Annotated in this window: 14 protein-coding genes; 11 read left to right on the forward strand and 3 right to left on the reverse strand. The window is 37.9% G+C overall.

From position 1 onward, the window contains the following. Nucleotides 1–104: 104 nt before the first annotated feature. Nucleotides 105–2,753, reverse strand: a complete 2,649-nt coding sequence (porU, locus tag IPK35_20585) for a type IX secretion system sortase PorU (protein ID MBK8055597.1) — start codon at nucleotides 2,751–2,753, stop codon at nucleotides 105–107. Next, on the reverse strand, nucleotides 2,681–3,907 hold the full coding sequence (locus IPK35_20590) for a hypothetical protein (GenBank protein MBK8055598.1): 1,227 nt from the start codon (nucleotides 3,905–3,907) through the stop codon (nucleotides 2,681–2,683). Before IPK35_20590 ends, porU begins: the two co-directional genes overlap by 73 nt. Before the next feature lie 142 nt (nucleotides 3,908–4,049). On the opposite strand from IPK35_20590, the gene IPK35_20595 reads away from it, so the two are divergent. The 8 genes from IPK35_20595 (at nucleotide 4,050) to IPK35_20630 (ending at nucleotide 16,827) form a co-directional block, all read left to right on the forward strand. Next, the gene (locus IPK35_20595; GenBank protein MBK8055599.1) at nucleotides 4,050–5,108 is read left to right on the forward strand and encodes a PorP/SprF family type IX secretion system membrane protein; all 1,059 of its coding nucleotides are present in this window, start codon (nucleotides 4,050–4,052) and stop codon (nucleotides 5,106–5,108) included. Between the two features lie 111 nt (nucleotides 5,109–5,219). Further along, entirely contained in the window at nucleotides 5,220–6,728 is a 1,509-nt protein-coding gene (locus IPK35_20600; GenBank protein ID MBK8055600.1) for an SUMF1/EgtB/PvdO family nonheme iron enzyme, read from the forward strand. Nucleotides 6,729–6,779: 51 nt separating this feature from the next. Then, nucleotides 6,780–8,042 carry a UDP-N-acetylmuramoyl-tripeptide--D-alanyl-D-alanine ligase gene (locus IPK35_20605; GenBank protein ID MBK8055601.1) on the forward strand — a complete coding sequence of 421 codons (1,263 nt, stop codon included), beginning with the start codon at nucleotides 6,780–6,782 and terminating at the stop codon, nucleotides 8,040–8,042. A 365-nt stretch (nucleotides 8,043–8,407) separates the two neighbouring features. Next, nucleotides 8,408–10,276 (forward strand): FAD-dependent oxidoreductase, encoded by a 1,869-nt coding sequence (locus IPK35_20610; GenBank protein MBK8055602.1) that lies wholly within the window; start codon nucleotides 8,408–8,410, stop codon nucleotides 10,274–10,276. 2 nt (nucleotides 10,277–10,278) lie between these two features. Then, nucleotides 10,279–12,108 carry a Na+:solute symporter gene (locus IPK35_20615; GenBank protein ID MBK8055603.1) on the forward strand — a complete coding sequence of 610 codons (1,830 nt, stop codon included), beginning with the start codon at nucleotides 10,279–10,281 and terminating at the stop codon, nucleotides 12,106–12,108. Between the two features lie 44 nt (nucleotides 12,109–12,152). Then, nucleotides 12,153–13,085: a DUF4434 domain-containing protein gene (locus IPK35_20620; GenBank protein MBK8055604.1), complete on the forward strand. Its 933-nt coding sequence runs from the start codon at nucleotides 12,153–12,155 to the stop codon at nucleotides 13,083–13,085. Next, complete coding sequence (locus tag IPK35_20625) at nucleotides 13,067–15,595, forward strand: hypothetical protein (GenBank protein ID MBK8055605.1); 2,529 nt, start codon at nucleotides 13,067–13,069, stop codon at nucleotides 15,593–15,595. Before IPK35_20620 ends, IPK35_20625 begins: the two co-directional genes overlap by 19 nt. A 425-nt stretch (nucleotides 15,596–16,020) precedes the next feature. Then, on the forward strand, nucleotides 16,021–16,827 hold the full coding sequence (locus IPK35_20630; GenBank protein ID MBK8055606.1) for a crotonase/enoyl-CoA hydratase family protein: 807 nt from the start codon (nucleotides 16,021–16,023) through the stop codon (nucleotides 16,825–16,827). Nucleotides 16,828–16,906: 79 nt separating this feature from the next. Here the strand turns inward: IPK35_20630 and IPK35_20635 are convergent, their stop codons facing one another. Next, nucleotides 16,907–18,676, reverse strand: coding sequence for an OmpA family protein (locus tag IPK35_20635; GenBank protein MBK8055607.1), 1,770 nt, complete (start codon nucleotides 18,674–18,676; stop codon nucleotides 16,907–16,909). 326 nt (nucleotides 18,677–19,002) lie between these two features. On the opposite strand from IPK35_20635, the gene IPK35_20640 reads away from it, so the two are divergent. From IPK35_20640 to IPK35_20650, 3 genes are all read left to right on the forward strand, one after another. Further along, nucleotides 19,003–19,752: a PKD domain-containing protein gene (locus IPK35_20640; GenBank protein MBK8055608.1), complete on the forward strand. Its 750-nt coding sequence runs from the start codon at nucleotides 19,003–19,005 to the stop codon at nucleotides 19,750–19,752. Nucleotides 19,753–19,754: 2 nt separating this feature from the next. Next, complete coding sequence (locus IPK35_20645) at nucleotides 19,755–21,845, forward strand: T9SS type A sorting domain-containing protein (protein MBK8055609.1); 2,091 nt, start codon at nucleotides 19,755–19,757, stop codon at nucleotides 21,843–21,845. A 317-nt stretch (nucleotides 21,846–22,162) separates the two neighbouring features. After that, on the forward strand, nucleotides 22,163–22,930 hold the full coding sequence (locus IPK35_20650; GenBank protein MBK8055610.1) for an alpha/beta hydrolase: 768 nt from the start codon (nucleotides 22,163–22,165) through the stop codon (nucleotides 22,928–22,930). Nucleotides 22,931–23,069 lie beyond the last annotated feature (139 nt).

Raw genomic sequence — 23,069 nt, forward strand, 5'->3', positions numbered from 1 at the left:
CTTATTTCTTTTAAGTAAAATGGTTTATGTTCTCCTTTTTCATGTTTTTCTAAGAATTGACAGATTGTTTTAATTCAATTGAAATCAGACGAGATGCTAAGATCTTAAAGCTTTACAAGTTTTTCAAATCCGCTCTCTTTTGTTATCTTCAATTCTTTAGAATGTATTCTGATCTTATACAGATATACTCCACGTGCCAGAGACCCGTCAAAATCATCTCGCCCATTCCATCCTATATCATTAACTCTAAATCCTGAAGAATATTTTGTCTGTACTATACTTTTTATCAATTTTCCTGAAATTGTATAAATATCGACAATGATATCCAAATCCGTATTGGTCATATTGTGCTCAAACTGAAAATGAGTCAAGGTACTAAATGGATTGGGATAATTATACACATTTTTAAGTGCATTGTCATTCACATCGGTCACCACAAAGTCTATTCTTTTTTCTGTTGAGTTACCTGAGACATCCCACGCTTTTGCCACAATAAAGTGATTGCCTTTTGACAATTTATTGAGCGGAAATTTTACCTGCCCTTTTGAAAAATCATCTTTTGTCGACTCATAAAACTCATTCAAAACAAATATATTCTGATTGTTGCCGTCAAGTACTGCGGTGATATCCTGACCTACTGCATTGCCGGTGACATTGATGCCAAAATCATCTTTAAGATTGAGGATGAGTACGGGGTTTTCATTGGTTATTCCACCTGACACAAAGCTTTCATCGTTTATAAATGCATCCATCTGTGGGCTCTGATCGTCAGCAACAAAGGCACTGTTGGCGCCGCCTACTATCACATTTGTAAAGATACCTGCTGCATCTGATTTTCCGTCATGAGCATAGTATGTAACCCTTGCATTTCCAAAAGTATAATTTATATTCTTGGGCATCCAAAAAGATATGATCCACTTTCCTGATTTTACTGTAGCTGTACCTTTGAACAAAATATTGGTATATGCTTTGAATGAAAATTTGGGAGATCCGCTATCATTGGATAAGGTCTGTAGAGTCGACTTCTTATCATATACGGTTACAAACAATGTGCCATTAAAACTGTCATCTATTTCTCCTTTCCCGTTTTTGATAACCCCTTCCAGTGCCACTTTTTCAAGAGCACTTAAGGTATCAGGCATACCGATAGCGTCTTTACTGTTTATACGGGTTGTAATTATCTCTTTTTCAGGCAGTGCCACTTTCAATGCAGGATCACCCAGCAAGGTAAACTTTCTGGAATTGATTCTGAAAAAATCGCCCTGAGATTTGTTTTTTCCTTCAGCAAGGACATAACCCAAGCTTGGTGCCTGATTATTTATCTTTGAAAACATCAGTTGATGTACTCCGTCAGTCAGTATCTTATTTGAGTTGGTATAAACTGCCCGGGTAGTACTGAGTAGGCCTATGGCTCCACCCTTAGGATTTAATATCGCATACTCTGCAGGAGTTACTATCGATGGATCGTCGTAAGCTGCAAATGAACATGTCGCTGTGACCATGACCGCAAGTTTGTCGATATTGGCCATAGATTGTAAGTCAGGGACTGTAAGAATTCTTTCTTGTGCCCAACCCAATGGCCCACCATGGCCCAGATATGTCACAGAAAGTTGCCCTTTGAAGATGTTGTCATTTATTTTTTTGTTGGCATCAGGATATCTGTTTTCTCCTGCTGTGGGTACCTGCCTAAATGCATCGGCATATACTTTTTGCTGATGGATGAGTTTATGCCGGTTTTCATCATCATTGGCAATCTCATCCATGTCTCTAAGATGTGTATTTCCATCCTCGTCATCTGCGACATACCCTGCATTGAGTTTCCAATCTCCAAATGAAGCCGATGATGTCTCATAGTGAATGATTTTATTGACCAGTGCCGCAGCTTCTTCTGCCGTTTTTGCAGGAAGTCTGCCAACGTAGATATCCAGTCCTCCTCTCAGATCAAAACCTTCATCATTGCCCAGCAATCCATAAAAATCATCAGAAGGAAATCCATCTATCGGATCAAGTGATTCATCTGTTTCATATGCGGGTACAAAGTTTTCTGCAGGAATCTCTTTGACAAGACCTTTGTAATCATAACTTCCGTCACCGAATAGCAAGAGATATCTGAACGAAGGATTTCTGTTCAACAGCATTCTGGCCATATCTCTTATGGCTGCCGGATCTGTCTTGCCACCACTAAACTCATTGTACACCTGATCTGTAGTCACTGTCATCACTTTCAATCCTGAATGCTTTTTTCGATGTTCAGCAAGCCGCTGTGCTTCAGGTAAAAATTTTGGATGGGTGACGATGACCATATCTTCATCTTTCATAGCATGAAGATTCTGATTAAGAATTTTGCCCAGACCTATAGGTTCGAATGCTCCGTTTAGGTTGTTATGGGCCACAAATTCTCTGACCAATCCACCAGTGTTAAATAGTAATTTGCCCGATGTCAGAGCCATTTCTTCCGGTGAAAACGGATCAGTGACATCCCATACGATCTGACTTATGATTGCCTTAGGTGTGAGTGATACTGTTCCGAATTGTTTTGTCCGCTTATTTCGAAAAGACAACTGTGTATTATTGAACACCAATTCTCTGCCATTGACTATCTGCAAGTAATCAATCCATCCTTTTGAATCGCTGCTTGTCTGCATATAATTCAGCTTTATCTGAGGGTTGGGTTCAGAGATTACAGTTTCCTCTTTGATACTGGTTTTTCTGGCATAGACGCCCTCAAGATCACCTGTAGATACGCCTTGAATATTTTTAGTAAAAACCTTTTTTCAAAAGTAAGTGAAACAGATGTTGTATTTTCACTTCTGCCGGCGAAGATCATTTCTATTGATACAGGGATTTCCTGCACAAAAGATGTAAAATCAAAACGGGAAGTATAGTTTTTTTCTCTGGAACTACCTGAAAGCTCATCGCCATACCACTCTTTGCCCGTTCCTTCTGCACCGGTAGCACTTCCCAATAAATTAATTTTATCGTCTTCAAGCCTCTGCAGCATATCATAATATGGGTATTCAGATTCTGCAGGACTTGATGGTATGGTACTCTTTCTTATTCTTAATCCGTCCTGAGCATCAACTTTCAGATAATAGTAGTTTTTGTCGTCATAGATGTTTTTATCGTACGTATAGGTATCTGATTTGGGGTCAAATCCCCATTTATCCGCTCCTTGTGCATAAAAAAGGATGTAATCACTATTGTCGAATCTATTGTCACTTTCGCCGGCAACAAAAATTGCCAATTCTTTTAAATCGTCTACCCTGGGGATACTATTATGTTCCGGTAATCTGCCACTATCCCCACCAAAGATTCTGATCTTTTTAGGATTTATACCGGATACATTTATTCCAAACTTAGACTCGAGAAAACTTTTGTCTATCTTATACACCCCAGTCTTGTCCACACTCAGTTTAAAAATATCCCCTGAGGAAAGTATGGATGTAAATGTATTTTCAGGGCCGCGTGCTCCTGAATTTTTGATTGCAGAAACTTCAGTAAGTAACTGGAAAGATAAAAGCCGTTCAACCCTGCCATCCGGTAACTTTCTACGTGGATGGACAGTGTAGTGCAATGAATACTGTCCTCTGACTTCAGAAATTTCTGCTTTCAATACAAAATCATCGCCCAAAATTTCATCAGTTATGGTATTTGCATCATTGACTATTTCGGTTTTCAGGTCACTTAAACTGTACCTGTCCAATGATGTTGCATAAAAAGGTACACTGCCATGAAACAGAGTGCTGTTTCCATTTTTAGTTTGAGCGGTAAAAATTTGACCATTAACAAAAGGGCTTTCTACCTGCTTATCTTGCCAGGGTAAAACAACTCTTATTACATCGTTTTTTTGAGCAATGGATTGTACTCCTAATAAAGTTAAAACTATTGCTAAAAACCAAATCCTCATGCAGTCAAAGTTTAAACAGGTTTTTTTGTTTGTTTATAATTGAATGTCAAAAAACAAACCAATTTATAAATAATTGTTAAATTTTCCTCTTTTTCACCTTAAAACGACCATATTTGCCGTTGTATTGTCTATAAGATTGTTAATGCCATCCCAAATTCAAAATATTTTTAAATTCGATATATTTAAACCAATAAGAATTTGGGCTTTAACTATTTTTTTATTTTTTACACAAGTAGTAAAGAGTCAGGATCCTATCTACAGTCAATATTATAATGCTCATCTCCAGCTTAATTCAGCTCTTGCAGGAAATACAAATGGCCCCTTGTTTCAACTGAACTACCGCAATCAATGGCCCCTTCTTGATAAAATTTACACAACATATTCAGTTTCATATGACCAGTTTGTCAGGCGACTCAACAGTGGAGTCGGTGTTCAATTACTCACAGACAATGCAGGAGATGGCACACTTCGTACTACAGGATTGACAGGATATTACAGCTACAAGCTGAGAGTTAAAAAAAAATCATTCATAAAGGGTGGAATGGAGATAGGTTACTCACATCTTGGGCTTGATTGGAGTAAACTTATTTTTGGAGATGCTATAGACCCCGGTTCAGGACATATTTCTCCCGGTGGCACTCCATTTCCAAGCAAAGAGCAAACGCCCGGTAATACTTCAAAAAATCTTTTAAACATAGGGGCTGGTATTGTCTTTTTCAATCCTGAGTATTATGTAGGTGTCTCTTTAAAAAATCTCAATACCCCGGATATTTCTTTTCTTGAAAGCGGCACTAACACGGGCGAATCGTCCCAATCTTTGCCTGTCAGATTTTCTTTACATGGCGGAATGCAAATTATATTAAGGTCAGGCAATAAAAGAATTGATCCTACGTTTATATCTCCGAATATTATGTATTTGAGGCAAGGAGGTTTTCATCAGCTCAATGCTGGGGCTTATCTTTCGGTCAACAAAATTCAGGGAGGTTTGTGGTACAGACATTCGCTGTTCAATGGAGATGCTTTGATAACTTCATTTGGTGTTAAAAAAGACTTTCTTAAAATAACTTACAGTTTCGATTTGACCCTTTCTCAATTAAATATTCGACAAGGAGGTGCTCATGAGATAGGGGTAGTACTAAGTTTTGAGCATCTATATCCTAAAAGGCAGGATTATAACGATTGTTTTGCGATATTTCGGTAGCAGAAATTGAAAAATGCATAACTTATTATCCTTTTTTTTAATTATTAAAACGGTGAAATTTAAAAACCCGTATATTTGCGCGCTAATTTTAGAATTTTAGAATATCAATCCATGAAAAATTATTTTAGTTATTTAACTTTGATGGCGTGTTGTGCCATATTGATCACTTCTTGCGGCAGAAAAGGCGGAAGTGGCGGAAGTTCATCTGCAACAGGATGGAAATACAATGATCCGGAATGGGGTGGATTTGAGAAAAAAGATTATGAAGGCCAAATAGATGGTCCTAACCTTGTTCTTATAGAAGGTGGTACTTTTTCAATGGGAAGAAACACCGATGACCCGATTTACGAATTTAACAATGTCCCCAGAAGAGTTACTGTTTCTTCATTTTATATGGATGAAACTGAAGTCTCTAATATCAACTACAGAGAATATCTTCACTGGCTCAAGAATAAATACATCACTTATCCTGAAGTGCATAGAAAGGCACTTCCTGACACCCTTGTATGGAGGGAAGAACTCGCATTTAACGAGCCCCTTGTCGAAACATATTTCAGACACCCTTCTTATGATGACTATCCGGTAGTAGGTGTGTCTTGGATTCAGGCAAATGAATATTGTAAATGGAGATCAAGCAGGGTGAATGAGATGCTTCTGATAGAGAAAGGTATCCTCAACCCTACCCCGGAATCCAAAGATTCAGATGTGTTTGACACCAAGGCCTATCTTACTGGTAAATATCAAGGCAATGTAAAGAAAAACCTTCCGAATCTTGTCAACGGAGGAGAAAGACCTGTGGCCTTTGATGATGGTATCCTTCTACCAGATTACAGACTACCTACAGAAGCTGAATGGGAATATGCAGCATTGGCTCTCCAAGGAAACCAGCCTACATCAGATGATGAAGTCTATACTGACAGACGTATATATCCGTGGAATGGTAATACTGCAAGGTACAAGAAAAGAAATAAATCGCAGGGAGAAATCCTCGCCAACTTCAAAAGAGGAAGAGGTGACTATATGGGACTTGCAGGCAATCTGAATGATAATGCATCGTTCGCCGGCCCTGTGAGAAGTTATATTCCCAATGATTTCGGTCTTTACAATATGGCTGGAAATGTGAGTGAATGGACAGCAGATACATACAGACCTACCACATCCATGACGCTTAATGATACTGACAATCATGAATTAAACCCATTCAGAGGTAATCAATTTCAGACTCTTGTAATAGATGAAGAAGGTAATCCTGTGGAAAAAGATTCTCTTGGCAGATTGAAATACAGATATGTAGATGATGAAGAAGCAAAGGATCGTGAAAACTACAGAAAAGGTGATGTAAGGTCATATCAGGATGGTGACTCTGACAATATCAAATATCTTTATGGAGAAACAACCTTAGTATCTGACAAATCTAAAGTATATAAAGGTGGTTCATGGGCAGACAGACTTTTCTGGCTTCAACCCGGAGCAAGAAGATATAAAGATGAAGACAAAGCAGACAGAACCATAGGCTTCAGATGCGCAATGATAAGAGTAGGTGGAGCAGCAGGTAATGAAGATGTAGGCGGAAATACTTTTAAGGAATCAGGAAGAAAAGTAAAAAGAAGATACAAATAATTTTATTAAACTGATATAGCCTCTGTAGTAATGCAGGGGCTTTTTTATTATATGAATATTCAGCAGCTTTATCAGATTTATACCGCACATCCGGTGATATGTACCGATAGCAGAAAGGTCACAAGGGATTGTTTGTTCTTCTCATTGAAAGGAGACAACTTCAATGGCAATGAATTTGCAAAAGCTGCTATCGAACAAGGCGCAGCATTTGCCATCATAGATCAGGAAGAATTTGATCAGGGAAGCAACTATATACTTGTAGATGATGTCCTTCAGTTCCTCCAGCAACTGGCTTATCATCACAGAAGTCACCTAAAAATACCGGTTTTGTCTATCACCGGATCTAATGGTAAGACTACAACGAAAGAATTATGTCGTGATGTCTTGCAAAAAAAATATAATGTGAAAGCAACTGCAGGAAACCTTAATAACCATATTGGAGTACCACTAACCATCCTTGGGACAGGCCATGAAACTGAATTTCTGATTGTAGAAATGGGAGCAAACCATCAGGGAGAAATCGACGCATTATGCAAAATAGCAGAGCCTGATTATGTGATGATTACAAATATAGGAAAAGCGCATCTTGAAGGATTCGGCGGAGTGGAAGGTATCAAAAAAGGTAAATCAGAAATGTACAGACATGCAGCTGTTCATCATAAAAAAATATTTATAAACAGCGATGATGATGTGTTGATGTCTTTATTGCCTCCACATTCAGCGACTATTATTTATTCTGCTTCAGCACTCGCAAAACTCAGGGAGGAAAAACCATTCATAACTTTTGAATATGATGGTACCACTCATTCTACTCAACTTTATGGAAGTTATAATATTTCAAACATAGCCTTTGCCATTGCGGCCGGAGAGTATTTCGGAGTGGAGCCTGCAGATATTTCATCTGCTATCTCAAATTATCTTCCGGAAAACAACAGATCCCAAATCGTCAAACTCGGTACCAACACAGTCATCAAAGATGCATACAATGCCAATCCAACCAGCATGAAATATAGCATAGAAAGTTTCGCAAAGTTGGATGCATCTAACAAGATGATGATTCTCGGTGATATGCTGGAATTGGGAGATCACACTGCCGAAGAACATAAAGCAATCATATCACTTGCCAAAACACTTCAATTAAATGATGTCATCTTTATTGGTAAAAACTTTTCTAATGTGAAAAATGAACAGCATGGTGTGTATTTTGAAAATGTAGATGATGCAAAATCCTATTTTACTAAAAGAAATATAAAGGATTGCACAATATTACTCAAAGGTTCCAGAGGTATTGCTGTGGAAAAATTAATTGGGTGACCCATTAATAGCAACTAACAATATGTTTAGGCCCTAAAAGGTGTCAATTTGTTATTGTGAATGGGAAATATTTTGGTACAAAATCATATCATAATGTATTATAAAGTAAATAATTATGATTATAAATTTTCGCAATCAATTTTCAGTTTGGTATAGTTGGGACTAATTTTAGATACACTAAATATAAATGTCGTTTAGTTAAGGATTTTTTTTTGTTTTTACCCTATCTAAATCTTTCCATTACAAGGGAAAGACTTTATAAAGAAGTCTTAACTAAACGACATTGCACTAAATATTATATTATTCAAAATTTGTGTACGAGCACGATTATTGTAATTTTGTGTCTGAATCAATTTTGATGAAATATGATAATGAAAATATTTAAGATATTCTTTATTCTCTCTTCTTCTGTGCATTTTGTATTCTGCCAGCATATTCACTATCCTGTCATCATCATAGGTGGTGGAGCGAGTGGTGTTTCTGCAGGAATTCATGCGGCAAGATCAGGTGTAAAAACCCTCATCATTGAAGAATATCAGTGGCTCGGAGGTATGCTTACATCTGCTGGAGTAGCAGCTTTTGACGGCAATCACAGGATTGCAGGCGGAATCTGGAAAGAGTTCAGAGACAGTCTGTATCGACATTATGGTGGTCCCAAAGCAGTAGAAACCGGATGGGTCAGCAATACACTATTTGAACCAAGTATAGGCAATCGTATATTTAAAAATATAACAGCCAAAGAAAAAAATCTTACGGTTAATTATAATAGTATTTTTCTGTCCGCTGAAAAAGATGATAAAAAATGGACCATCATTATCAATGAAAATGGAGTTGAAAAAAAGTACACCTGCAACATTCTGATTGATGCCACAGAGACAGGTGAAGTGTGTCAATATCTCAAATTGCCAGCTGATATAGGTATGGATAGCGGTCCACTTACGGGCGAATCATGGGCTGGCGATAAAGCGAATGACATAGTGCAGGATCTTACCTATGTCGTCATTCTAAAAGATTATGGCAAAGGTGCGGATAAAACCATACCAAAACCAGAAGGCTATAATCCCGATGAATTTAAGTGTTGCTGTGACACAAAAGATCCTTCTATATCTTCAAAACCTAATATCGACTGTGATAAAATGATGACTTACGGCAAACTGCCCAACGGTAAATATATGATCAACTGGCCGGCATGTGGCAACGACATCTATATGAATGTGCTGCATGATGACAGAAAAAACCGATTGGAAAGATTGAAAGAAGCAAAACTTCACACACTGAGATATGTATATTATATGCAGAAAGAGCTGGGATTCAAACATCTGGGCATTGCAGATGATGAATATCCGACTGATGATCTTTTGCCTTTTATTCCTTATCACAGAGAATCGCGCAGGATTAAGGGATTGGCACGACTTCAGGCAGAGCATCTGGTGAAACCCTTTGATCAGGATAAAAAATATTACAGAAACGGGGTCGCTGTCGGAGACTATCCTATAGACCACCATCACAAAAAAAATCCCGAAGCACCTGAATTACATTTTTTTAACATAAAAGCACCTTCATACAATATTCCGATGGGAAGTTTGATTCCTCAAAATACTGAAGGCCTGATCGTTGCTGAAAAAAGTATCAGTGTATCCAATATTGTAAACGGAGCTACAAGGTTGCAACCTGTAGTATTGGGCATCGGTCAGGCAGCAGGTGCCATCGCGGTTCAGGCAATTAATGATAAGAAGCTTCTTTCAAAAGTTTCTATCAGGAAAGTACAGCAGCAACTATTAAAATCAGGTGCCTATATCATGCCTTATATCGATGTAGCAACAAGTGACAAATATTTTGCAGCGGTACAAAGAATAGGAGCAAGTGGCATCCTCAAAGGTACTGGTCTGACATACAAGTGGGCAAATCAGACCTGGTTTTATCCCAACAAGGTTTTATCTGAGTATGATTTGCTGGATGGATTAAGGTATGTATATCCGCATTTGTCAGAAAGAAGGGATGGTTCCGGTGAAGACCTGAAAGTTGCATATCTGGTGACACTTCTGAAAACGATCAAGGCAGAAACAGAATTGAAAGACATCATCAAGATCCTTCGAAATATAAAACCAGGCAAGTATACTGAAAATACCTTCCTGACCCGATATCAGACAGCTATCATATTGGACACCTTGATTGATCCTTTCAGCATTGAGACTGACCACAATGGAAACTTTTTAATACAAGAAATAAAATAAATATGTCCCTACACATCATCGACATCCTGATCATAGCCACCTATATTATTTTAGTTCTTGGTTTGGGTTTTTACTTTGCCAAAGCTGCATCCAAAGATTTGAATGCTTACTTTTTAGGCGGCAATACCTTGAAATGGTACATGCTGGGGTTAAGCAATGCTTCAGGAATGTTTGATATTTCCGGGACAATGTGGACAGTTAGCATTTTATTTATTTATGGTCTGAAAAGCGCCTGGATACCCTGGTTGTGGCCGGTATGGAATCAGGTGTTTGTTTTTGTGTATCTGGCCATATGGATGCGTCGTTCCAATGTGATGACCGGTGCTCAATGGATCACTTTCCGGTTTGGAGATGGCAAAGGATCCAAACTTTCTCATATTATCATTGTGGCATTTGCCATCGTAAGTGTACTAGGATTTATGGCCTATTTTTTTGAAGGTATTGGTAAGTTTTGTGTCCTTGTATTGCCATGGGATATGTCCGTAGAGACCTTAAGCCTTACTTCAGCGCATGGATATGCCTTGTTGATCTGCGGGTTGACAGCTTTTTATACCATCAAGGGAGGTATGTATTCTGTAGTATTTACCGAAGTACTCCAATTTCTGATCATGACCATTTCATGTCTGGCAATTGGATATATCGCCTTCACTTCTGTTACTCATGAACAGATTATGTCAGTGGTACCTGCGGGATGGGACGAATTATGGTTTGGCTGGAATCTTGACCTGGACTGGTCGGGTACACAATATGCCGCTATCAACGAACGGATAGCATCAGACGGGTTTGGGTTGTTTGGCATGCTCTTTATGTTAATGCTGTTTAAAGGTGTATTTGCATCTATTGCAGGACCTGTTCCAAGTTATGACATGCAGCGGATATTGGCCACACGCACACCATCGGATTCGGCAAAGATGAGCATTCTCACCATCCTTGTGATGTATATGCCCAGATATCTGATGGTCTCAGGATTTGCTGTCTTGGGTTTGGTATATCTGGGGCCGGAGATTACTGCCATGGGAAGTAAGATTGACTTTGAACAGGTATTGCCCATGGCCATTCAAAAATTTGTACCGGTTGGATTGAAAGGATTATTGCTTGCTGGACTTTTGGCGGCATTTATGGGTACATTTTCGGCTTTTATCAATTCTGCTCCGGCCTACATTGTCAATGATATTTACAGAAAATACATCGACCCACATGCGGATGATAAAAAGTATATCAGATTGAGTGTTTATGCGTCTCTGACATTGGTCGCTGTTGGGATTGTATTTGGGTTTTTTGCATCTTCGCTCAATCAGCTTACTTTATGGATCACAGCAGCCCTGTACGGAGGGTATGCAGCCGCCAATGCACTAAAATGGATCTGGTGGAGATTTACGGGCTATGGATATTTTTATGGTATGCTATTCGGTTTGATTGCTTCTACAGTCAAGCTTTTTGTTTTTCCACAGTATGTCGATATTTTTATCTTTCCGGTGATACTGACATTTTCAATTATAGGCTGTGTAGTAGGTACATATTTACATCCGGTTGAAGATATGGTTTCGGTAAAGGAATTTTACAGAAGAACTAGGCCTTGGGGATTCTGGGGACCAGTAAAGGAAGCTGTGATGAAAGAAAATCCTGATTTTATACCTAATCAGGACTTTGGTAAAGATACTTTAAATATTATCATCGGTATCGTATGGCAGATGGCACAGGTGGTGATCCCGATTTACTTCATGATTCAGGACAATACCAATATAGTCATTTGGTGTGGTGTCTTTATCCTGACGAGTTACCTGCTCAAAAAAATGTGGTGGGATAAGTTGGGTCATGGAGACAATGTCTGATAGTGAAAAATGGATTCATCACATAAAATTGAAAAACTGACTATATGCGCATTACAGGTACATTTATAGATGAGATCAGCCACGATATTCCGCACCAAAACTGGGGAGCAAAAGAGTGGGAAATCGACTTTCAACATATGAAAGCCATTGGCATTGACACCGTCATTTTGATACGTGGAGGGTATCGCAAATTCATCACATGGCCGTCATCGTATCTGATGACTAAGCACGGCTGTTATGCACCATCGCAAGATCTTGTGGAGTTGTTTTTATCTTTGGCTGATAAATATGAAATGAATTTTTACTTCGGTCTGTATGACAGCGGTAAATACTGGGACACTCACGATATGTCTCACGAAATTGATATCAATCGTTTTGTTATTGACGAAGTTTGGTCACAATATGGTCATCATCCATCATTCAAAGGCTGGTATCTCAGTATGGAGATCAGCAGGAAAACCAAAGGTGCCATTGAATCCTTTTATACGCTCGGAAAACAATGTAAAGATGTCAGTGGCGGTTTGCCAACCTTTATCTCACCATGGATAGATGGCAAAAAAGCGGTAATGGCTGCACAAAGTTCCTTGTCTAAAGAAAATGCTGTATCCATTACAGAGCATGAAGCAGAGTGGAATGAAATTTTTTCAGGTATTCATACTGTGGTGGATGCTGTCGCCTTTCAAGATGGTCATATAGATTATGATGAGTTAGATGCTTTTTTTACTGTAAACAAACAATTGGCAGATAAATATAAGATGCAATGCTGGACCAATGCTGAGTCTTTTGATAGGGATATGCCTATCAAATTTCTGCCTATCAAGTTTGATAAACTTAGGATGAAGCTGGAAGCCGCTGCTCGTTGTGGTTATGACAAAGCGATTACTTTTGAATTTTCACATTTTATGAGCCCTCAGAGTGCCTATCATCAGGCAGGGCATTTGTACAATCGGTATCAGGAATGGCAAAAACATTTGTAAATAATGACCAGACTATAATGACTATGAAATATATCAAAGTTTTAATTTCAATTATCTTAATATTTGTAAATCATACGATTACATCTCAGACTCAAGCTCGCCTGATACCGAAAAAAGGTGTTTATATCAATACTGGAGGTCTTGATTGGTCTTATGGGTCAGAAGTGAGTTTTTTTACACCCGACAAGAAGCACCATCATTATTACTTTACATGGTGGGAACAAGATATAGACACATCTGTAAAAGATAAAACTGTGCTCATTTTGGGCTCTGCCAATACTGCTGTGCATGGAACTTACAGCCTCAAAAACATGCTAAAAAACAAAGTTGAAACTGAAATAAATTGCCAGTGGTTGAGTGAAGAAGACGCTGTTGGAGACATTGTTCATGTAAAGTTTTGGTTGCCTTTTTTGAAAGAATGCACATTCAGCGATGGCAATGCTGAATTTACTATCGAAAATATCAAACAATTTAATGGGCGTCAACTGATTTTAAAAACAGGATTTGGAACATTCAAAATCACATCGTCTCACCCATTCAGTATATCAAGAAATGATCACCCTAATCCAAAAGAAAATGATTACGACAAAAGAGCACAATTTCTTCAATTGTATGAGCACAATATTCCATTAAAAAAAGGTGATAAATTAATAAGACAATTTTCCATTGAACAAATAGATCAAGACAATAAGAATACAGTCATTCATTCCCTGCAATCGACTGCATCAGAGATAGTCTATGATGGTGAAGAAAAATTTGAAATGGAACCATCAGTTATCCTTCCAAAGCCGGAAAGTCTGACATTAAAAGAAGGATATTATACAATTCCTGCTAAGGGTGATAAAAATGCTGTCTCCGATAAGGTGGTTACTAAATTTCGGGAAATACTGGCAGCACAATGGCAAATTAGAGACAGTTATTTTCCGAACATAAAGTCAATTCCTGATCAAAAATTTGAGGAAGAACAATATGAGTTAAATATTAACGGGAGCAATATTATTATAAAACACAAAACCCCGATAGGCCTTCAGCATGCTTTGCACACCCTTGTACAGATGACATTGCTTAAAAATGGTGAGCTGGTCATACCGCAGGCGATCGTCAGAGACAAACCGAAAATATCCTGGAGAGGAGTTCATATGTTTACAGGTCCAACTTCTTTGGCACTGCACAAGCGGATGTTTGAAAACATATTACTCCCACTAAAAATAAACAAAACAGTCATACAATGCGAACAAGCTGAATGGACATCTCAGCCTTATATGAGAGGCGGCATCAATATTTCACTTCAGGACCTGAGTGAATCATTTTCTTTTTTCAGAAAGCATAACGTAGAGCCTATCCCGTTGATTCAAAGTCTCGGACATATGGAGTGGTTGTTCAAACACAGGTCCAACAGGCATCTCGCCATCAACCCGCTCTATCCCTATACGCTCAATGCATTCCTGCCTGAAGCCCGACAATCAGTAAAAAAACTTTGGGATGAAACATTCAGACTACTCAAGCCCACAACAATACATATCGGATTTGATGAAATAGGAATGATAGGTTTTCATCTCCCTCGAGAAAAAGAAATTGACCTTTGGAAAATCCAAATGAAATATATGGCAGATTATGCCAAAAGCAGGAAGTCCGGTTTAATGATTTGGGGAGATATGGGTTTGGGACCAGAAGAAGGGCCTGATGCACTCAATGGCAGGACTAAGGAACGGGCCGCGCTGATCAGAAGTACCATTCGCTCAGGTACATATGTTGCTGACTGGCACTATCTGGATGATAAAAATCCTGAAGTCTACAAACCAAACCTAAAGATATGGAAGGCCAACAAAAACATACCTATCGCATCACCATGGTTGCACCCGGACAATGTTTATGGTTTTGTACATGCCGCCATTGATCAGGATATCGGAATGCTTCAAACCACCTGGGCGGATTTCGAAAGCAGCGAACACAATATGATCATCAATATTGAACAATTCGGGGCTTATATCCTTGCAATGGATTATGCGTGGAGTGGTCGCAAAGAACTACCGGATCGGTTGCCATATCATCATATCAGAGAGTGGAATAGAAGGTTCTACAGGCAAGCATTACCTGTTACCTCTATCAAAAAGCACAAGCTGACAGGGACTTTAAAAGCTCAAGACATTTGTGCTCCAACAACCAACAGCACAGATATAGTCCATGCTCTTGCCATCAGGGAAATGGAAGTAAGAGGTTTTTCTATCATAGGGACCACATCATGCATATTGCCATATGGGGAAGATGTTGGTTATATCCGATTTTATAAAGGTAAAAAGCTTGTCCACCAAAAAAAGCTCAGGTATGGTGTCGAGGTACGATCTGAAAATGATCAAAGGCCGTTATTTGATCATATATCAGGGAAAGAAGAAAACAAAATGTATGATTTTATGGTCAGAAATATAGATGTGGATGAATTAAGATTGGAAGATGTTCATCCGGGCAGTGGATTGAAAGTCAGTGAATTAACGTTGTTTTCCGATAGGTGAGGCTGTAAACAATTTGTGAAAGAATGACAGCAAAGAAATAAACCTGATACAAATTATCATTAAAGATAAATGAGGCTTTTTCAATTTAAGTATGAGTTGAAATCAAAAACGTCTGTATCTTTGCATTGGGAAAATAAAAGCTTGTCCTAAATGCCTGACGCTGTCAAAGTTTAACTTCATTTTAGAGTATGTTTAAACTTTATTATTGGGTTCCAAGTGACAAATTTTAATTTAGACATACTTAATAAAAGGATATCCTAACACACAGACTTTGAAAATATCGATTACGACACTAAAACGGTTTATATGATCGGACGAATATTTGTGTGTGGTGATATACATCAAATACGCAATTATTTTAAAATCATTTTAACCTATCTTTTATAAAAATACTAACCTAGTTCACAATAAACATATCCTAATCTATGTCCAATATCCTATTTACTACCGAAAATAAAATAGCCCACGTCTCACTTCATCGCCCTGAAAAAACCAACGCTCTCAATGCATCTACATGGCAAGAACTCGAATCCATATTTCGCGAGATAAGTGAAAATGACGGGGTACGTGTGATCATACTTTCAGGTGGAGAAAGCAAACATTTTTGCGCAGGTATAGATCTGGAAATGCTGATGTCTATCTCCACAAGTGATATAAACTGCGAAGGTAGGCGCAGGGAACAAATCAGAAAATTTGTATTGCAGCTACAGGCTCCTATTAATGCTATCGAGTCGTGTACAAAACCTGTTATAGCAGCTATCCATGGAGGCTGCATAGGTGCAGGTGTAGATATAGTGACAGCATGTGATATGAGATATTGTACAGATGAAGCCTACTTTACAGTCAAAGAAATGGACATGGGTATGGTTGCAGACCTGGGCACCTTGCAGCGCCTGCCCAAAATCATACCTGAAGGTATAGCCAGAGAAATGGCATATACCGGACGTAATATGTATGGACAAGAAGCGGAAAAGCTAGCTCTGGTCAATAGATCATATGAAAATAAAGAAGTCATGATGACTGAGGTGATGAATATAGCTGAAATGATGGCCCAAAAATCACCATTATCAATTCGTGGTACAAAAAACATCCTCTTGCATACCCGAGATCACAGTGTACAGGATGGTCTGCAATATATTGCTGCGTGGAATGCCGGCATGCTTCTCTCTGACGATCTGCAAGAAGCCTTTATGGCAAAAATGCAAAAAAGACCTGCCATATACAAAGATTAGGAAAAAAATAGCACCAAGATATTAAGTTTAAGCATCGTGACTTGAAACTCAGGTTGTCAGATTAGAACAGTAGTAAGTCTCATCTTGATGAGGTGCTTGCCAATATCTTTATCTCCACCCTTCGATTTTTACTTTTGTTTTGTTCAGTGTCATTGGGTGCCAGAGGTTTTGTATCGCCATAACCCAGAGCAGTAACCCTATATGCCGGTATACCTTTTTCCAACAATATCTTTTTGATCGCAATAGCTCTGTCTTGTGACAATTTTATCAGTGCATTTTTTTCACCGACATTGTCTGTATGACCTGCGATACTTATGTTCATTGATGGGTTAGCTGTGAGCAAGCCTGCAAGTTTCAGAACTTCCGGATAAGATTCTTTCAACAGTTCTGGTTTGGTTCTTTCAAAGTATATATTATGAACGATGATATCTTCCACTATTTTTAGTGGCATATCATCTCTATTTTCAACGTCCTCCTTGATGCTTCCTGCAGGTTTTGAAGTTTCTTTGACTAAATGTTCCGGTTTTGCTTCCCATCTTTGCTCAATATCCGTCCTTTTTATTATTAATTTCTGTTGTGGGATAAGAATAAGCTCTATATCTATCACATTTTTCCCATTTTCGATTAAATATTGCGGATCAATGATGACTTCTTCACTTTGAAGTTCTCTGTTGGCAGCTTGAAATACCATTGCTTTATTCTCAAAAAATTTGTATTTACATATTCCGTTTTTAGAATAAAAAGTGTTTGATTTTATATTATTGTAGGCTGGACCCCATGATATTTCTGCGGGATGATTTTTTCCTGTTTCCTGATGTATCACTTTGATATTTACTGTGATGGGAATAGTAATTTTGGAACGCTTGAGTTTGGCCTTGAAGATATCACTGCTACCATTTCTATTGGAAGTAAAAAATATGGTATTATCATCATTCATCAAGTGCGGATGAGCATCGTCATACTCACTGTTCAAAGGTGGATCCAGCTTATTAGGTCTCGACCAGTTTGTATATGTCAAATCCAACCTTTCAGAAACATAAATATCAGTACCCCCATATCCATCAGTTCTGTCTGAAGCAAAGTATAGTTTTTTCATATCATGGGACAACATAGGTGTTGATTCCCGGTATTCAGAATTGATAGATGGACCCAGATGAACAGGGCTAGTATATCTGCCATCCGAAATTCGGAAAGCTACAAATAAATCCATATTTCTGGTGCTGCCGCCTTTCATAGCAAGTATGAGGATGGTTGAGTCTCTGCTTGCTGTAAGATTGATTTCTGAAGATATCTGATTAAAACCCGCGATGTGCAAGAGTCGGGGAAATGTAAAAGACTCCCCGTCAAATTCTGACACAGAAAAACCTTTTTCTATTCCTCCTTCAGGAAAAAACTGATTGATAATCAAAAAACTATTGGATGTTCCGAAGTTGGAACAAATACTATTAGGGAGCACATCATTGATTGGGTATGATGGGTGGAATATGCCGTAAGGTTGACCATTATTAAGTCTTGTATACCATATATCCTGATTGTATCCTGATGATAGAGGGTCAGGGATATATTCAGAGGCAATTTGCGAATATACCATCCTGAGTGATTCACTATACTCTTTTTTTGATGCAATATTGTAAAGGTTGATACCATCTATGATCAGTGTTTTATTACAATCCGGATCAGCATTTCTCGTAAAAAAAAGCAATTTTTCATCGTATGAAACAACAGGACAAATTTCATCTAAAGAATCAGTATTGATAGGTTCAGGCAGCCTTTCAATGCTGTGTTGGGCATAAACTAATTGTCCATAAACCAAAAGCAATGCGGTGGTATACAATATTCTAAAAAACACTTAAATTCTATTTTAAGAACAATAAATCATGCAAATATATACATTAAAAATATATAATATGTCACAATACTTCGATAATTTTTAAATATAATTTTTAAATTAAAATATATATGTAAAAAATAAATGTATAAATTAGTTATTGTGCCATTTTTAATCACCATCTCTAACAATAATGGATGTTATTAATTTCACAAGATTCACTAATAAATACACACATTTTGCATTATTTTTTGTATATTTGTTGAATATTTAATAAATAATTTGTAGGAGTCGGGAGCGTTTTGCTCTGTTTAGCATTCTATACTAATAATTAAATCAATGAAATCATGAACATCCATTTTAAACAAATCATCAGGTCGTCTTCCAAAGTATTTCTATTAGTATTATTAGCATCAAGTATTTATAGTCAGGATTGTGGTCAGGCTGACTTTTTGTACACCATTCAGGGAAATATTGTAAAACTGACGGGAAAATCATCTTTAAGTGATAGTGCCAAATACTATTGGACCTTCGGCAATGGAAAATCTGAAGATGGCAGAGAAGTAAAAGCAGAATACCAAAAAAGCGGAGAATATGAAATCTGCCTTAAAGTGAAAAGTGGCAATTGTTCGCTTGTAAAGTGTAAAACTATAAAAATCAATGCTTTCCCCGGAGACTCCTGTGGTTTATCTATAATTTATGAACATAGGACTGAAGGCCTCACTGGTATCTTTCAGGCTAAAACCAACATTGACAATACAAAATTCCTTTGGTTTGTAGCAGGTAGCAATAGGCAATTTGAAGGCCGCGAAGTAAAAATCCCATTTGAAAAAGCCGGCATCTATGAGGTCTGTGTCAAGGCTTACTCCGGAAATTGCGAAGTTAAAGAATGTAAAAGAGTAGAGATAGGCGCTACCTGCAATCTTGGAGCTGACTTCACTTATTCAACAGATAGCTCAGGTATAGTAAAAGTAGTCGGGAAATCAGCACTTGGGGATACTGCCAAATACTATTGGACGTTTGGCAATGGAACATCTGCTGATGGCAAAGAAGCAAAAATCAATACGAAAAATCAGGAGAATATCAGATCTGCCTGAAAGTGTTGAAACCTGCAATTACAGCTTCCGGAGTTCAGTCCTGTACTCAGGCTGTATGCAAAACTGTAAAAGTCATCGTCAAAGCTGCACCTTGTAATCTGAAAGTGGAAACTGAAAGTAAAACCGAAGGCCTCACTGGTATCTTTCAGGCTAAAACCAACATTGACAATACAAAATTCCTTTGGTTTGTAGCAGGTAGCAATAGGCAATTTGAAGGCCGCGAAGTAAAAATCCAATTTGAAAAAGCTGGCATCTATGAGGTCTGTGTCAAGGCTTTCTCCGGCAATTGCGAAGCAAAATTATGTAAAAGAGTTGAAATAGGCGCTACCTGCAATCTTGGAGCTGACTTCACTTATTCAACAGATAGCTCAGGTATAGTAAAAGTAGTCGGGAAATCAGCACTTGGGGATACTGCCAAATACTATTGGACGTTTGGCAATGGAACATCTGCTGATGACAAAGAAGCAAAAAATCAATACGAAAAATCAGGAGAATATCAGATCTGCCTGAAAGTGTTGAAACCTGCAATTACAGCTTCCGGAGTTCAGTCCTGTACTCAGGCTGTATGCAAAACTGTAAAAGTCATCGTCAAAGCTGCACCTTGTAATCTGAAAGTGGAAACTGAAAGTAAAACCGAAGGCCTCACAGGTATCTTTCAGGCTAAAACCAACATTGACAATACAAAATTCCTTTGGTTTGTCGCAGGTAGTAATAAACAATTTGAAGGCCGCGAAATAAAGATCCCATTTGAAAAAGCGGGCATCTATGAGGTCTGCGTCAAGGCTTACTCCGGAAATTGCGAAGTTAAAGAATGTAAAAGAGTAGAGATAGGCGCTACCTGCAATCTTGGAGCTGACTTCACTTATTCAACAGATAGCTCAGGTATAGTAAAAGTAGTCGGGAAATCAGCACTTGTGGATACTGCCAAATACTATTGGACGTTTGGCAATGGAACATCCGCTGAAGGAAAGGAAGCTAAAATTCAGTACGAAAAAACAGGTGAATATCAGATCTGCCTCAAAGTGTACAAATTAAGCCCTGTCTCCAGTATTCAGCCATGCATTCAGTCAGTATGTAAAACTGTAAAAGTTTTTGTCAAAACCCCTTCTTGTAATCTGATAATTGAAACAGAAAACAAAATCGATGGCTTTACAGGTATTTTCCAGGCTAAAAGCAATGCAGACAATACTAAATATACATGGTATGTACCGAGTCAGAATAAAAAATATGAAGGTCGCGAAGTTAAGATACCATTTGAAAAGCCAGGTATATATGAAGTTTGTGTCATTGGTTATGCGGGCATCTGCGAAGTGAAAGTTTGTAAACGTATCGAAATTCTTAATACTGCCGGAGCATGTAATCTCGGTGCTGAATTTAATTATGAGGTAGAGAAAGATGTATTAAGAGCTAAAGCCAGTTCCCATGGAAGTGGTAATGTAAAATATTACTGGACATTTGGCAATGGTATTTCTGTTGAAGGAAAGGATGCTACCTTTAAGTTTGACAAACCGGGAGACTATCAGTTATGTCTTAAAGTGACCCGATCTTCAGCATCCAATGCAATAGATTCAACCAGCTGCACTCAAACTGTATGCAAAAAAATAAATATAACAAATCAAACAGAATGTAAACTTTCACCTGACTTCACCTACAAATCTGAAGGAAATACAGTGATATTCAGTGGTAAATCAAGTGATGAAAAAGCAAAGTATTACTGGTATGCCAGGGATATAAAAATGGAACTCACAGGAAAAGATGTAAGATTCCAGTTTGAAAAAGCAGCATCATATGAGGTATGTATGATCGTAGTCAATGGAGCCGAAACATGTAAAGATCAGATCTGTAAAAAAATATCTGTAGGCAACAGGATCAATGTTTTTCCAAATCCAACAGCCAATGTCCTCAATATAGCTGTAGATGAAGATATCAGTAGAGTGACTATCTATGATCAGTTTAAGAGAGTGGTACATTCAGGCAATCTTTATGATTCTTATGGCAATATTGATATCACACATCTCAATAGTGGATTGTATACAGTCACAGTTCAGCTTGAAAATGGAGAATTGATGGCAAAGAAATTTTATAAACAGTAGTTTTATAAAACATTGTCTCAACAGCATGTTTAAATTTTCATCACGTCGCTCTGTCATGAAAATTTAAACATGCTTTTATTTTAAGAAAAAAATTATCGTAGCTGATCCAAATTATTACTACATTTTAAATGTAAAAGTTGGGTTTTATTTTATTATTTGAATTTATAATTAACTTAAATAAAATAAAATATTAATAACTACACATATAATATTATTTATATTTGATATGTATAAATTTAGCAAATACAATATTTTGCCTTTATTGAACTTTTTTCTTTCCTAAAGAATTACTTTTACATGTCAATATAGTAAAATCCATGTTTGAGTCAATGAGCAGGCCTTCGTTAATGTGGTTGCTGAGTGAGCCCGGAAGAGCTCTGATTGAAAGGAGCGCTTCCATTCCGTTTGAACGAGTAACACAAAAAAAACAAATAGGAGACGGTCATCCTGTGATGATACTGCCGGGGTTTTTGAGTTCACAAAGTTCCACAAAAGCACTAAGGAAGTATGTGGCCAATCTGGGTTATGAGGTATATGATTGGGGTTTGGGTCGAAATATGGGGAAACTTGAGTACATGGAGCTACTACTCGAACGATTGGATGAAATTCATATCAAAACCGGAAGAGAAGTCAGTCTTATAGGTTGGAGCCTTGGAGGAGTGTTTGCCCGACAACTTGCAAAAGAAAGACCAAATATCACCAGACAGGTGATCACTCTGGCTTCCCCGTTTATTGGACTCAGTGAGCCAAATAACATTGCTTGGATATATTCATTACTCAATTATGGTAAAAAAGTAAAAGACGTAAACCAAACTCTCCTTGAAGACCTTCCTAGACCAGCGAATGTCCCTACTACAGCCATTTACTCAAAAACAGATGGTGTTGTCCCATGGAAATATTGCATAGAGCCTGTAGAAGATGACATCCATCAAAATATTGAAGTCAGATCAAGCCATATCGGTATGGGTGTAAATCTTGCGGTATTTGCAGTGATTGAAGATAGATTATTGTATGATAAAGAAAATTGGGTCAAATTCAGACCAAGAGGCATCATGAACAATCGACTGATGTTTCCGGCATATTGATCTGTGTTTATATGAATAGTTCATTTGTCCCATCTACTTTGGGTGCATTTCATTTTTTCGCTCTATGCTCTATTTCTTATCAAATTCCGTAGCTTCAAGCTACAATGCAGTAAATTCAGTCATCTTGTTCAAAATTAAA

Source organism: Saprospiraceae bacterium (assembly GCA_016713025.1).
Lineage (GTDB): Bacteria > Bacteroidota > Bacteroidia > Chitinophagales > Saprospiraceae > OLB9.

Coding starts and splice junctions, on each gene's coding strand:
- IPK35_20590 (MBK8055598.1), bottom strand. CDS start 3,907: ATGAGGATTTGGTTTTTAGCAATAGTTTTAACTTTATTAGGAGTACAA.
- IPK35_20595 (MBK8055599.1), top strand. CDS start 4,050: ATGCCATCCCAAATTCAAAATATTTTTAAATTCGATATATTTAAACCA.
- IPK35_20600 (MBK8055600.1), top strand. CDS start 5,220: ATGAAAAATTATTTTAGTTATTTAACTTTGATGGCGTGTTGTGCCATA.
- IPK35_20605 (MBK8055601.1), top strand. CDS start 6,780: ATGAATATTCAGCAGCTTTATCAGATTTATACCGCACATCCGGTGATA.
- IPK35_20610 (MBK8055602.1), top strand. CDS start 8,408: ATGATAATGAAAATATTTAAGATATTCTTTATTCTCTCTTCTTCTGTG.
- IPK35_20615 (MBK8055603.1), top strand. CDS start 10,279: ATGTCCCTACACATCATCGACATCCTGATCATAGCCACCTATATTATT.
- IPK35_20620 (MBK8055604.1), top strand. CDS start 12,153: ATGCGCATTACAGGTACATTTATAGATGAGATCAGCCACGATATTCCG.
- IPK35_20625 (MBK8055605.1), top strand. CDS start 13,067: ATGGCAAAAACATTTGTAAATAATGACCAGACTATAATGACTATGAAA.
- IPK35_20630 (MBK8055606.1), top strand. CDS start 16,021: ATGTCCAATATCCTATTTACTACCGAAAATAAAATAGCCCACGTCTCA.
- IPK35_20640 (MBK8055608.1), top strand. CDS start 19,003: ATGAACATCCATTTTAAACAAATCATCAGGTCGTCTTCCAAAGTATTT.
- IPK35_20650 (MBK8055610.1), top strand. CDS start 22,163: ATGTTTGAGTCAATGAGCAGGCCTTCGTTAATGTGGTTGCTGAGTGAG.